This is a genomic window from Micromonospora tarapacensis (assembly GCF_019697375.1).
In the GTDB taxonomy this organism is placed as follows: Bacteria; Actinomycetota; Actinomycetes; order Mycobacteriales; family Micromonosporaceae; genus Micromonospora; species Micromonospora tarapacensis.
The window spans coordinates 4820678-4834239 of record NZ_JAHCDI010000004.1 but is presented as its reverse complement, the minus strand read 5'-3'; the positions used below and the strand labels follow the sequence as shown (position 1 = coordinate 4834239).

The 13562-nt window shown below is 70.9% G+C and carries 11 protein-coding genes and 1 pseudogene; all 12 read left to right on the top strand.

Annotation, left to right across the window (positions count from 1 at the left end):
- Nucleotides 1–122: 122 nt before the first annotated feature.
- The 12 genes and pseudogenes from mqnC to KIF24_RS28060 all read left to right on the top strand — a co-directional run bounded on the left by mqnC (nucleotide 123) and on the right by KIF24_RS28060 (nucleotide 13553).
- Complete coding sequence (gene mqnC, locus KIF24_RS28115) at nucleotides 123–1313, top strand: cyclic dehypoxanthinyl futalosine synthase (protein ID WP_221086588.1); 1191 nt, start codon at nucleotides 123–125, stop codon at nucleotides 1311–1313.
- A gap of 286 nt (nucleotides 1314–1599) precedes the next feature.
- On the top strand, nucleotides 1600–2787 hold the full coding sequence (locus KIF24_RS28110) for a cell wall anchor protein (protein WP_221086587.1): 1188 nt from the start codon (nucleotides 1600–1602) through the stop codon (nucleotides 2785–2787).
- Nucleotides 2788–2923: 136 nt separating this feature from the next.
- Nucleotides 2924–3634, top strand: coding sequence for a demethylmenaquinone methyltransferase (locus KIF24_RS28105; protein ID WP_221086586.1), 711 nt, complete (start codon nucleotides 2924–2926; stop codon nucleotides 3632–3634).
- A gap of 58 nt (nucleotides 3635–3692) precedes the next feature.
- Entirely contained in the window at nucleotides 3693–3902 is a 210-nt protein-coding gene (locus KIF24_RS28100; protein ID WP_221086585.1) for a hypothetical protein, read from the top strand.
- Between the two features lie 144 nt (nucleotides 3903–4046).
- Complete coding sequence (locus tag KIF24_RS28095) at nucleotides 4047–5321, top strand: geranylgeranyl reductase family protein (RefSeq protein ID WP_221086584.1); 1275 nt, start codon at nucleotides 4047–4049, stop codon at nucleotides 5319–5321.
- A 110-nt stretch (nucleotides 5322–5431) separates the two neighbouring features.
- Nucleotides 5432–5797, top strand: coding sequence for an NADH-quinone oxidoreductase subunit A (locus tag KIF24_RS28090; protein WP_221086583.1), 366 nt, complete (start codon nucleotides 5432–5434; stop codon nucleotides 5795–5797).
- Between the two features lie 13 nt (nucleotides 5798–5810).
- A complete protein-coding gene (locus KIF24_RS28085; RefSeq protein ID WP_221086582.1) occupies nucleotides 5811–6488 on the top strand; it encodes a NuoB/complex I 20 kDa subunit family protein in 678 nt (225 codons plus the stop codon).
- A complete protein-coding gene (locus tag KIF24_RS28080) occupies nucleotides 6485–7216 on the top strand; it encodes an NADH-quinone oxidoreductase subunit C (RefSeq protein WP_221086581.1) in 732 nt (243 codons plus the stop codon). Before KIF24_RS28085 ends, KIF24_RS28080 begins: the two co-directional genes overlap by 4 nt.
- Nucleotides 7213–8538: an NADH-quinone oxidoreductase subunit D gene (locus KIF24_RS28075; RefSeq protein ID WP_221086580.1), complete on the top strand. Its 1326-nt coding sequence runs from the start codon at nucleotides 7213–7215 to the stop codon at nucleotides 8536–8538. Before KIF24_RS28080 ends, KIF24_RS28075 begins: the two co-directional genes overlap by 4 nt.
- Nucleotides 8535–9578, top strand: a complete 1044-nt coding sequence (gene nuoE, locus KIF24_RS28070; protein ID WP_221086579.1) for an NADH-quinone oxidoreductase subunit NuoE — start codon at nucleotides 8535–8537, stop codon at nucleotides 9576–9578. Before KIF24_RS28075 ends, nuoE begins: the two co-directional genes overlap by 4 nt.
- Nucleotides 9575–10906 (top strand): NADH-quinone oxidoreductase subunit NuoF, encoded by a 1332-nt coding sequence (nuoF, locus tag KIF24_RS28065; RefSeq protein WP_221086578.1) that lies wholly within the window; start codon nucleotides 9575–9577, stop codon nucleotides 10904–10906. Before nuoE ends, nuoF begins: the two co-directional genes overlap by 4 nt.
- 112 nt (nucleotides 10907–11018) lie before the next feature.
- Nucleotides 11019–13553: pseudogene (locus KIF24_RS28060) on the top strand (NADH-quinone oxidoreductase subunit G).
- Nucleotides 13554–13562 lie beyond the last annotated feature (9 nt).

Sequence of the window (13562 nt, the reverse complement as noted above, 5' to 3'; positions counted from 1 at the left end):
CGCGCCACCGGCCGTGCAGGGCTCTCTGCCAGCGCGGACTGCGGGTGACGCGGGTGCGGGACGCGTCACGGCTCGGAACACCCCTGGGGAGCGGGGCGGGTGGTCGGCGTACCCTCGGGGGCGTGACGGTGAGCCGGGAGATCGACGACATCCTGCAGCGCGGCGCGGACGGCGGGCGGATCACGCCCGAGGAGGCCCTGCTGCTCTACACCGAGGCGCCCTTCCATGCCCTGGGCGAGGCGGCGGACGCGGTCCGCCGGCGGCGTTACCCGGACAACATCGTCACGTACCTGATCGACCGCAACATCAACTACACAAACGTCTGCGTGACGGCGTGCAAGTTCTGCGCCTTCTACCGGGCGCCCAAGCACCAGGAAGGGTGGACCCACCCGACCGAGGAGATCCTGCGTCGCTGCGGCGAGGCGGTCGAGCTGGGTGCCACCCAGGTCATGCTCCAGGGCGGCCACCACCCGGACTACGGCGTGGAGTACTACGAGGAGCTGTTCTCCTCGGTCAAGCAGGCGTACCCGCAGCTGGCCATCCACTCGATCGGGCCGAGCGAGATCCTGCACATGGCCAAGGTGTCCGGGGTGAGCCTGGACGAGGCGATCGCCCGGATCAAGACCGCCGGCCTGGACTCGATCGCCGGTGCCGGCGCCGAGATGCTGCCGGAACGGCCGCGCAGGGCGATCGCGCCGCTGAAGGAGTCGGGCGAGCGCTGGTTGGAGGTCATGGAGCTGGCGCACCGGCAGGGCGTGGAGTCGACCGCGACCATGATGATGGGCACCGGCGAGACCGCGGCCGAGCGGATCGAGCACCTGCGGATGATCCGGGACGTGCAGGATCGCACCCGCGGCTTCCGGGCCTTCATCCCGTGGACGTACCAGCCGGAGAACAACCACCTCAAGGGCCGTACCCAGGCGACGTCCCTGGAATACCTGCGGCTGGTGGCGGTGGCCCGGCTGTTCTTCGAGACCGTGCCGCACCTGCAGGCGTCCTGGCTGACCACCGGCAAGGACGTCGGCCAGCTGGCGTTGCACCTGGGTGTCGACGACCTCGGTTCGATCATGCTGGAGGAGAACGTCATCTCCTCGGCCGGTGCCCGGCACCGCTCCAACCTGCACGAGCTGATCGGGATGATCCGCTCCGCCGACCGGATTCCGGCCCAGCGGGACACGCTCTACAACCGGCTGGCCGTGCACGCCACGCCCGCCGACGACCCGAGCGACGACCGGGTGATGTCGCACTTCTCGTCGATCGCGCTGCCCGGTGGTGGAGCCGGCCGCTCGCTGCCGCTGGTCGACGCGCGCTGACCGGCCACCCGGACAATTGACGACCCATCAGCGGCTGATCACCCACGGTGATCGCCGCCGGTGGGTCGTTCGGCCGTTCGGGGCAGTCCGGAGGTATCGATTCGATGAACATTGCGCCGCTGTCGGTAGCCGGTTCGTGATGACAACCGCCATCAATTCGGACAATCCTTAAGTCGCCCTTAGATCCCCAGGCTGACTTGCCGCATCTCGGGGCTGGCGAGGAAGATCGCGGACCGCTAACGTCCCGGCCCGTACGTTTCCTTTCACCCCACGGGGAGACACCTACATGATTTTCCGTAACCGGGCTGCCGCGTATCTGGGCGCCGGTGCTGCCGGCATCCTCGCGGCGGGCGCCTTCGCCGCGCCGGCCCTGGCGGACGACACCGTCGACCTCGCCATCAAGGCGACCGGCACCACGATCGCGGTCGGCGCGCCGGGCAAGGACGCCAGCGTCTCACTGCTGAACAAGAGCGCCGTCGACGCCGAGAACGTGCTCGTCGCCCTCGACATCAGCCAGCTGAAGACCGCTCTCGTCGACATCGACGAGAGCGGCTGCGACCCGCGCGAGGACGGCTGGATCCTCTGTGGCATCCAGGGCGACACCATCCGCGCCGGCGAGGACGTCGACTGGTTCTTCCCGCTGACCCGCAAGGGCACCGAGGTCGGCCCGGCCGGCTCCATCACCGCGATGATCCTGCACGCCGGCACGGACCCGGACGAGTCCAACAACGTCGTGACCGTGGACGTCAAGGTCGAGGGCACCGGGCCGGACCTGACCGTCCTCGCCGACGACGTCCGCACGGCCGTCAAGGTCGACGGTGGCACGATCACCGAGGTCGGCGACCTGTACGCGGGCAACACCGGCCAGCTCCTCTACGCCGCCTTCAACCAGGGTGACCAGGCCACCAGCGGTCTCCGCATCGAGGTGCAGCTGCCGGAGGGCGCGACCTTCGCCGAGCAGGAGCCGGACTGCACCTACAACGCCGAGATGACCTCGCTGACCTGCGAGTACAGCAAGGCCGTCCTCATCCCGACCGCGCAGGACACGGATGGCGACGACCTCTACTCCGGGGCCCGCTTCTACAACCTGGTCAAGGTCGCCGACGGGGTGCAGCCGAGCAGCCTGACCGGTGGCGAGGTCACCATCCACTCGCTGGCGGTCGAGCCGGAGTCCGTCGGCATTATGCGGGCCGCCGCCACGTCGGCGCTGCCGGAGAACGTCACGGGCGTCTCGGGCGCCGACGTCGACCCGAGCGACAACACCGACGACTTCGCGGTCGTGGTGGCAGCCAAGGGCGGCTCCGGTGGCGGCGACAACGGTGACGGCCCCGGTCTGCCGGTCACCGGCCCGCAGGCCGGCCTGATGGGCGGCGTCGGCGTCGCGGTGCTGGTCGCCGGCGGCGTGCTGGTCATGGCCGCACGTCGTCGCCGGGTGGTCCTGGTGACCCCCGGTGACGAGAAGACGAACGACTGACGTTCGTTCTCCATCGGCCCGCGCGGGCCGTTCATATAACGCACGGCATTGCGGGCGGGATGGGCGACCATCCCGCCCGCACTGTGTCGGTCGACCCACGCCGGGCCGTTGGGGGCCGGGCTGGCAGAGTGGAGGGGTGAGCCGTACCCCGCAGGGCCAGCGCGCCAGCCTGGACAAGCAGCCGCACGAGGTCGCCGCGATGTTCGACGGCGTGGCGGCCCGCTACGACCTGACGAACACCGTCCTGTCCTTCGGGCAGGACCGGTCCTGGCGGCGTGCCACCCGGGCCGCCCTCGAACTGCGCCCCGGGAGCCGGGTGCTCGACGTGGGTGCGGGCACCGGTGTCTCCACCGAGGAACTGGCCCACTCCGGGGCGTACGCGGTCGGCGCCGACCTCTCCCTCGGCATGCTGCACGCCGGCAAGCGCACCCGGCCGCAGGTGCCGCTGCTGGCCGGGGACGCCCTGCGGCTGCCGTTCGCCGATGCCAGCTTCGACGCGGTGACCATCTCCTTCGCGCTGCGCAACGTCAACGACACGGACGCCGCGCTGCGCGAGTTGGCCCGGGTGACCCGTCCGGGTGGCCGGCTGGTGGTCTGCGAGTTCAGCACTCCGGTCAACCCGGCCTTCCGCACCGTCTACCTGTCGTACCTGATGCGGTCGCTGCCGGCGGTGGCGCGGACGGTCTCCAGCAACCCCGACGCGTACGTCTACCTTGCCGAGTCGATCCGCGCCTGGCCGGACCAGGCGGCGCTGGCGGCACGGGTGGCCGCCGCGGGCTGGGGTCGGGTGGCGTGGCGCAACCTGACCGGCGGAGTGGTGGCCCTGCACCGCGCGACCCGCGAGTGAGCCTGTCATTTAGGTGAATGCGGCGATTTTGTCCGCTTTGCGGCTTAGGCTGGCCGGCATGACGGATCCGAAGGACGTGGCCATCGACGATGCCGCAGAGCTGGTCGAACAGCTCAGGGATCTGGCCGGCGCGGATCCTGCCGACGTGCGCCAGGTGGTCTCCGAGGTGCTCGCGGCCCTGGATCGGGCCGCCGGCGGCACGCTGCGCGAGCACCTGCCGGAGACCATCCGGGCCGGCCTCGACGGTGCCGGTCCGGCCCGGCGCTGAGCAAGCCCGGCCCCTCGGGCGCTCGCCCGATCCGGGCGCCAGCAGGTTAGGCCGCCCTAACAAGGCGAGCTTGCGGCGCCGGTCATAGACTCGTCCTCGCTGGCTTGTGAAGCATTTCACGAGCATGGCGGGGAGGAGGCGCGGATGACCGCGGTGGAGAACGACGCCGACGTGATCGTCGTGGGCGCCGGTCCCGGTGGCTCGGCGACCGCGTACCACCTGGCTCGGCATGGCGTACGCGTGCTGCTGCTGGAGAAGACCGAGTTCCCCCGGGAGAAGGTCTGCGGTGACGGGCTGACGCCTCGCGCGGTGCGGCAGCTGATCCGGATGGGTGTGGACACCTCGCCCGAGGCCGGCTGGCTGCACAACCGGGGCCTGCGGGTGATCGGCGGGGGCGTCCGGCTGGAACTGGACTGGCCGGATCTGGCCAGCTTCCCGAACTACGGCCTGGTGCGCACCCGCCTCGACTTCGACGACCTGCTCGCCCAGCGGGCCGTGGCCGCCGGCGCCAAGCTGCGCACCAGCGTGAACGTTGTCGGGCCGGTGCTCGACGGTGACGGCCGGGTGATCGGGGTGCAGGCCGAGGACGGCCCGGACGGTGCCCCCGCGACCTTCCACGCCCCGCTGGTGGTCGCCGCGGACGGCGTCTCCGGTCGCTTCCCGCTCGCTTTCGGCCTGGCCAAGCGGGAGGACCGCCCGATCGGCGTGGCGGTGCGGCGCTACTACCGCTCCGCGGCCCGCCACGACGACGACTACCTGGAGTCCTGGCTGGAGCTGCGGGCCAAGAGCACCGGCGCGCTGCTGCCCGGGTACGGCTGGATCTTCGGCCTCGGTGACGGCCGGGTCAACGTCGGGCTCGGCATCCTCAACTCGTCCTCGGCCTTCGGAAAGACCAACTACCGGCGGCTGCTCACCGACTGGCTGGCCAACACCCCGCCGGAGTGGGGGATGACCGACGAGACGAACGCCGAGGGTTCGATCCTCGGTGCGGCGCTGCCGATGGGCTTCAACCGGGTGCCGCACTACACCCGGGGGGTCATGCTGGTCGGCGACTCCGGCGGCATGGTCAACCCGTTCAACGGCGAGGGCATCGCGTACGCGATGGAGTCCGGTGAGCTGGCCGCGGAGGTCGCGGTCCAGGCGCTGGCCCGGCCCGGCGGTGCCGAACGGGAGCGGGCGCTGATGGCGTACCCGCAGGAGTTGAAGGCCCGGTTCGGCGGCTACTACCGGCTGGGTGGGATCTTCGTGAAGCTGATCGGCCGGCCGGAGGTCATGCGCATGGCGACGAAGCACGGCATGCCCCATCCGACCCTGATGCGGTTCGTGCTCAAGCTGCTGGCCAACCTCACCGACCCGCGCGGCGGTGACGCGATGGACCGGGTGATCAATGCGATGACCCGGGCCGCCCCCGCGGTGTAGCGGGGCGGAACGGGCAAGGTCCACCCCCCGCCGACGGTCGCCGGGTGGGATGTGAATAGTGTGAAATTCGCCAACCAACGAGGGCAGGGAAGGACGAGCAGGAGAAGAATATGTCGCTCTCGCCTTACGCACCCATCATCGGGCTGTTCGCCCTCGCCGCGGGATTTGCGCTGTTCTCGATAGCCGCCGCCCGGTTCGCCGGCCCCCGCCGCTACAACAAGGCCAAGCTCGAAGCCTACGAGTGTGGGATCGAGCCTAGCCCGCAACCGATCGGCGGAAGCCGGTTCCCGGTCAAGTTCTACCTGACGGCGATGCTATTCATCGTCTTCGACGTGGAAATGATCTTCCTGTACCCGTGGGCGGTCTCCTTCGACCTGCTGCCGGTCTTCGGGTTCGTGGCCATGTTGGTGTTCATCGGTGCCGTCTTCGTCGCGTACGCCTACGAGTGGCGCCGCGGCGGCCTGGACTGGGACTGAGGGAGGAACGGCAATGGGTATCGAGGAGAAACTTCCCGCCGGCGTCCTGCTCACCTCGGTGGAGAAGCTGGTCAACTGGTCGCGCAAGTCGTCGGTCTGGGGTGCCACGTTCGGCCTGGCCTGCTGCGCCATCGAGATGATGGCCGCCGGTGGCCCGCACTACGACATGGGCCGGTGGGGCATGGAGGTCTTCCGGGCCTCGCCGCGGCAGGCCGACCTGATGATCGTCGCCGGTCGGGTGAGTCAGAAGATGGCCCCGGTGCTGCGCCAGATCTACGACCAGATGGCCGAGCCCCGCTGGGTGCTCTCCATGGGGGTCTGCGCCAGCAGCGGCGGCATGTTCAACAACTACGCCATCGTGCAGGGCGTCGACCACGTGGTGCCGGTCGACATGTACCTCCCGGGCTGCCCGCCCCGGCCGGAGATGCTCATCGACGCGATCCTCAAGCTGCGCGAGAAGATCGCCCACGAGCCGCTCGGGCCGAACGGGCGCAAGATGCTGGCGGCCCGCGAGGCGCGCGGTGACGTGCCGGTGGTGCCGTACGGCTCGATGCCGTCGTCGTACCGCAGCGACAAGGCCCGCCGCGCCGAGTGGACCAAGGCCGTCCGCGAGGGCCGCGAGGAGCAACTGCGGATCGAGAACTGGATGAAGGCCCAGAACCACCTCCACCCGTACGGGGGGATCAAGTGACCGACGAGAAGCCGACCACCGGCGGCGTACCGGTTCCGGTGACGCCGGCCGGCGCGACCAGCGGTGCGCCCGCCGAGTTCCCGCCGGCCAGCCCGGCCGGCCGGGGCATGTTCGGCAACCAGGGCACCGGGGACGTCTCCGGCTTCGGTGGCCTGACCCGGCAGCACCCGACGATCGAGGACTCGGCGCGGCCGTACGGGAGCTACTTCGACGAGGTCCGCGACGCGCTGGAGGAGGCGTATCCGGCCTTCGGCGAGGCGATCGAGCACGTGGTGGTCGACCGGGACGAGTTGACCCTGCACATCCGCCCCGAGCGGATCGCCGAGGTCTGCCAGGTGATGCGGGACGACCCGGCGCTGCGCTTCGAGCTGTGTTCCTCGGTGTCCGGGGTGGACTACCTGGGCACCGACGCCCGCCGGCTGCACGTCGTCTACCAGCTCACCTCGATGACCTACCGGCGACGGGTCCGGCTGGAGGCCGCCGTCTCCGCCGAGGAGCCGCACCTGCCGAGCGTCACCTCCGTCTACCCGACGGCCGACTGGCAGGAGCGGGAGGCGTACGACATGTTCGGCGTCATCTTCGACGGTCACCCGGCGCTGACCCGGATCCTCATGCCGGACGACTGGGAGGGTCACCCGCAGCGCAAGGACTACCCCCTCGGCGGTGTGCCCGTGGAGTACAAGGGCGCCGAGATCCCGCCGCCCGACAAGCGGAGGTCGTACCAGTGAGCACCTCGAACTACGCCACCGAGCGCGAGACCACCGAGGGTCGGGTCTTCACCGTCACCGGCGGGGACTGGGACGACGTCGTCTCCGGCGTCGACCCGATCAACGAGGGTCGGATCGTGGTCAACATGGGCCCGCAGCACCCGTCCACGCACGGTGTGCTCCGGCTGGTCCTGGAGCTGGAGGGCGAGACGGTCCGGGAGGCCCGTTCGGTCGTCGGCTACCTGCACACGGGCATCGAGAAGAACCTCGAATACCGCAACTGGGTGCAGGGTTCGACCTTCGTGACCCGGATGGACTACCTCGCCCCGATCTTCAACGAGACGGCCTACTCGCTCGCGGTGGAGAAGCTGCTCGGCATCACCGACGACGTGACCGAGCGGGCCAACACCATCCGGGTGCTGATGATGGAGCTGAACCGGATCTCCTCGCACCTGGTGTGGCTGGCCACCACCGGCATGGAGCTGGGCGCGATCTCGATCATGCTCTACGGCTTCCGCGAGCGCGAGTACATCCTGGAGATCTTCGAGCTGATCACCGGCCTGCGGATGAACCACGCGTACGTCCGGCCGGGCGGCGTCGCCCAGGACGTGCCGGACGAGGCGATCGTCAAGATCCGCGAGTTCCTCAAGGTGATGCCGAAGCGGCTCAAGGAGTACGAGGACCTGCTCTCCGGCCAGCCGATCTGGCTGGAGCGGACGCAGAACGTGGCCGTGCTGGACGTGACCGCCTGCGTGGCGCTCGGCATCACCGGGCCGGTGCTCCGCTCGGCGGGGTTGGCCTGGGACCTGCGCAAGACCATGCCGTACTGCGGCTACGAGACCTACACCTTCGACGTGCCGACCCACACCGACGGCGATGTCTGGGGCCGCTACCTGGTCCGGCTGGCCGAGATCCGGGAGTCGCTCAAGCTGGTCGAGCAGGCGCTGGACCGGCTCCGGCCCGGCCCGGTGATGGTCGCCGACAAGAAGATCGCCTGGCCCGCGCAGCTGGCCATCGGCGTCGACGGCATGGGCAACTCACTGGAGCACATCGCCAAGATCATGGGGCAGTCGATGGAGTCCCTGATCCATCACTTCAAGCTGGTGACGGAGGGCTTCCGGGTGCCGCCGGGCCAGGTGTACCTCGGCATCGAGTCGCCCCGCGGCGAGCTGGGCGTGCACGCCGTCTCCGACGGCGGGACCCGGCCGTACCGGGTGCACTACCGGGAGCCGAGCTTCGTCAACCTCCAGGCCCTGCCGGCGATGGCCGAGGGTGGCCTGATCGCCGACGTGATCGCCGGCGGCGCCTCGCTGGACCCGGTAATGGGAGGTTGTGACCGGTGACCACGGTTTTCACTGACGAGACGCGGACCAGGGCACGGGAGATCATCTCCCGCTACCCGGCGGACCGGTCCCGCTCGGCGCTGCTGCCGCTGCTGCACCTCGTGCAGGCCGAGGAGGGCTACGTCTCCCCGGCCGGCGTGGCGTTCTGCGCCGAGGTGCTCGGCCTGAACAAGGCCCAGGTCGGCGCGGTCGCCAGCTTCTACACGATGTACAAGCGCCGGCCCACCGGCGACTGGCTGGTCAGCGTCTGCACCAACACCATGTGCAACGTGCTGGGCGGCCAGGAGGTCTACGACACCCTCGCCGAGCACCTGGGCGTCGGGCACGACGAGACCACCGCCGACGGCAAGGTGACGCTGGAACACGCCGAGTGCCTGGCCGCCTGCGACTACGGCCCGGTGCTGACCGTCAACTACGACTTCTTCGACGGCGTCGACCCGCAGACCGCGGTGGGGCTGGTCGACGAGCTGCGCGCGGGTGGCCGGCCCACGTCGAGCCGCGGCGCCCGCCTGTGCACGCTGAAGGAGATGGCGGTCCAGCTCGCCGGCTTCGCCGACGAGCGGGAGGGCGCGGTCGCCGACGGCGTGCCGGGCGAGCCGAGCCTGCGTGGCCTGCGGCTGGCCCAGCAGCACGGCATCTCGGCCCCCGGCTTCGACCCGAGCACCCCGATCCGCAGCGGAAAGGCCGGCGACAAGCCGGCGCCGGCCACCCCGGCGAAGGCGGCACCGACCGGCAGCACCGCGCCCGACGTGCCGGCACCGGACCGCAAGTCGCCGCAGGTGCGGGCCGCCGAGACCCGGCAGCCCGACGCGAGGACCGCCGTGCCGGACGCTCCGGGCACCAAGGTTCCGGTCGACGGCGCGCCGCCGGCCCCGCGTGACGCCCAGGCGGCGGAGGCCGCCGGTGCGGCGGCCAACCGGCCGTCCGGTGACGCCAAGCCGGCCGGCGACGACGCGCAGGCGCAGGAGCGCAACCTCAGGGAAGCCGAGTCGACCAACCGCGGTGAGGGTTCCGCGAACGACAAGGGGGCTCAGAAGTGACCACGCCCGCGCCGCAGACCGTGGCCAAGCTGACGCCGGTGCTCACCAAGCGCTGGCTGTCGCCCGACGCCTGGAGCATCGGCACCTACGAGAATCTGGACGGCTACGCGGCGCTGCGCAAGGCGATCAAGGCGCACCCGGACGACCTGATCCAGCTGATCAAGGACTCCGGACTGCGCGGTCGCGGCGGCGCCGGCTTCCCCACCGGCCTGAAGTGGGGCTTCATCCCGCAAGAGCCAGATGGAAAGCCGCCGGCAAGACCTCATTATCTCGTGGTCAACGCCGACGAGGGCGAGCCGGGCACCTGCAAGGACCTGCCGCTGATGACCCACGACCCGCACTCGCTGGTCGAGGGCGTGATCATCGCGTCGTACGCGATCCGGGCCAGCCGCGCGTACATCTACATCCGCGGCGAGGCGGTGCACGCCGCCCGCCGGTTGCGCAACGCGGTCAACGAGGCGTACGCCAAGGGCTACCTCGGGCGCGACATCCTCGGCTCGGGTTTCGACCTGGAGCTGGTGGTGCACTCGGGCGCCGGGGCGTACATCTGCGGCGAGGAGACGGCGCTGCTCGACTCGTTGGAGGGTTTCCGGGGCCAGCCCCGGCTGCGCCCGCCGTTCCCGGCCACCCACGGCCTGTACGCCAGCCCGACCGTGGTCAACAACGTCGGCACCATCGCCAGCGTGCCGTACATCGTGCTCGGTGGTGCGGACTGGTGGAAGTCGATGGGCACCGAGAAGTCCGCCGGCCCGATGATCTACTCGCTCTCCGGCCGGGTCGCCAACCCGGGACAGTACGAGTGCGGCCTCGGCATCACGCTGCGCGAGCTGATCGAACTGGCGGGCGGGATGCAGCCGGGACACAACCTGAAGTTCTGGACCCCGGGTGGGTCGTCGACGCCGCTGCTCACCGCCGAGCACCTGGACGTGCCGCTGGATTTCGAGGGAGTGGCCGCCGCCGGCTCGATCCTCGGCACCACGGCCACCCAGATCTTCTCCGACCAGGACTGCCCGGTCTACGCGACCTACCGGTGGCTGGAGTTCTACCACCACGAGTCGTGCGGCAAGTGCACCCCGTGCCGGGAGGGCAACTACTGGATGGTCCGGGTCTACCGGCGCATCCTCGCCGGCCAGGGCACCCAGGACGACCTGGACACCCTGCTCGACACCTGCGACAACATCCTCGGTCGTTCGTTCTGCGGCCTGGGCGACGGCGCCACCAGCCCGGTCACCTCGTCACTGAAGTACTTCAAGCAGGACTACCTCGACTACATCGAGGGACGGACCGCGCCGAAGCTGTCCGACAAGCAGTTGGTGGGAGCCCACTGATGCGAGTTCGAGGAGTGAGCGCGAGCCCCAACCGCGAGCGCGAGGAGAGAGCGCAGCGAGCCCCGCAGTCGCGAGCAGAGACCTGCGCAGCCGCGAGCGAAAGGCAAGCACTGTGACGGACGTTGCCAAGCAGACCGAGACGGTCACGCTCACCATCGACGGCGTCGAGGTCACCGCCCCGAAGGGGGCGCTGCTGATCCGCGTCGCCGAGCAGATCGGCACCGAGATTCCCCGGTTCTGCGACCACCCGTTGCTGGCCCCCGCCGGCGCCTGCCGGCAGTGCCTGGTGGAGGTGGAGGGGCAGCGCAAGCCGGTGGCCTCCTGCACCCAGACGGTGGCCGACGGCATGGTGGTCCGTACCCAGCTCACCTCCCCGGTCGCCAAGAAGGCGCAGGAGGGGATCATGGAGCTGCTCCTGGTCAACCACCCGCTCGACTGCCCGATGTGTGACAAGGGCGGCGAGTGCCCGCTACAGAACCAGGCCATGTCGACCGGCCGCAGCGACTCCCGGTTCCACGAGCACAAGCGGGAGTATCCGAAGCCGCTGCCGATCAGCACCCAGGTGCTGCTGGACCGCGAGCGGTGCGTGCTCTGCCAGCGCTGCACCCGGTTCACCGAGGAGATCGCCGGCGACAAGTTCATCGACCTGATGAACCGCTCCTCCGCCGAGGAGATCAACATTTACCGGGACGAGGAGTACGGCGGTAGAGCGGATGCCGGCAGCGCCGACTTGGCCTCCGCTGGCGCTCCGGCCGGCGCCGGCGATGTCCCCTTCAACTCGTACTTCTCCGGCAACACCGTGCAGATCTGCCCGGTCGGCGCGCTGACCGGCACCCAGTACCGGTTCCGTGCCCGCCCCTTCGACCTGGTTTCCAGCCCGAGTGTCTGCGAGCACTGCTCGGCCGGTTGCGCCCAGCGCACCGACTGGCGTCGGGGGAAGGTGACGCGCCGGCTGGCCGGCGACGACCCGCAGGTCAACGAGGAGTGGAACTGCGACAAGGGACGGTGGGGCTTCCAGTACGCCCGCGCCGCCGACCGGCTCACCACCCCGCTGGTACGCGACGAGCGCACCGGCGAACTGCGGGAGGCGTCCTGGAGCGAGGCGCTCAGCGTCGCCGCCGAGGGCTGCGCGCCGCGCGGGACACCGGCCACGGCGCCGCGGTGCTGACCGGCGGCCGGCTGACCGTCGAGGACGCGTACGCGTACGCCAAGTTCGCCCGGGTCGCGCTGCACACCAACGACATCGACTTCCGGGCCCGCCCGGTCTCCCGGGAGGAGGCCGACTTCCTGGCCAGCACCGTCGCCGGCAGCACCGACGTCACCTACACCGACGTCGAGAACGCCCCGGCCGTGGTGCTTGTCGGTCTGGAGCCGGAGGAAGAGTGCCCGATCCTCTTCCTGCGGCTGCGCAAGGCGTACCTGAAGAACAAGCTGAAGGTGTACGCGCTCGCGCCGTTCGCCACCCGCGGCCTGGAGAAGCTCGGTGCCAAGCTGGCCCGGGTGGTGCCGGGCGAGGAGGCCGGCGTGCTCGCCGAGCACGCGACGGTCGCCGAGGCACTCGGTGCCGAGGGTGCGATCCTCATCGTCGGCGAGCGGCTGGCCAGTGTGCCAGGGGGCCTCTCGGCCGCCGCCGAGGTGGCCGCGCGGACCGGCGCGAAGCTGGCCTGGTGCCGCGGCGCGCGGGTGACCGCGGCGCCGTCGACACCGGCTGCCTGCCCAACCTGCTGCCCGGGGGGCGTCCGGTCACCGAGCCGGCGGCCCGCGCGGAACTGGGTGAGGCGTGGGACATCCCGGCCGGTGTGATCCCGAGCCAGGCCGGCCGGGACACCGACGGCATCCTCGCCGCCGCCGCGGCGGGCCAGCTCGGCGCGCTGGTGGTGGCCGGGGTGGACCCGGCGGACCTGGCCGACCCGCGCCTGGCCGAGCAGGCTCTGGACGCGGTGCCGTTCCTGGTCAGCCTGGAACTGCGGGCCAGCGCGGTGACCCGCCGGGCGAACGTCGTCCTGCCGGTCGCGCCGGTGGTCGAGAAGGCCGGCAGCTTCCTGGACTGGGAGGGCCGGCTGCGGCCCTTCGACGCGGTGCTGGACACCGCGGCGATGACCGACGGTCGGGTGCTCGACGCGGTGGCGGCCCAGCTGGACGTCCGGCTGGGCACCGGAGACGTGCTGGCCGTCCGGCGCGAGCTGGGCAGCCTGCCGGCGACCCGGGTGGGTCGCCCGAGCCTCCCCACGGTCGAGCCGGGCACCGTCCCGCGGCTCGGGCCCGGCGAGGCGGTCCTGGCGACCTGGCACCAACTGGTCGACCTGGGCAGTCTCACCGACGGTGACGAGCACCTGGGCGGCACCGCCCGCCCGCCGGTGGTCCGGCTGGGCAAGGGCAGCGCCGAAGCGCTCGGTGTCGCCGACGGCGACCCGGTGACGGTGGGCACCGACCGGGGGGCGCTGACCCTTCCGGCGGTGATCACCGAGATGCCGGACGGCGTGGTCTGGCTGCCCACCAACTCGCCCGGCGCGACGGTACGGCGCAGCCTGGGTGCGACGTCCGGCGCGGTGGTGCGCATCTCCGTGCCCGGCGCGTCCGACCCGGTCGCCGCCGACGCGGCCGGCCGGCCGGCCCGCTCCTCAACTCCTCCGGCGGTGGGCAGTGAGTCCGAGGA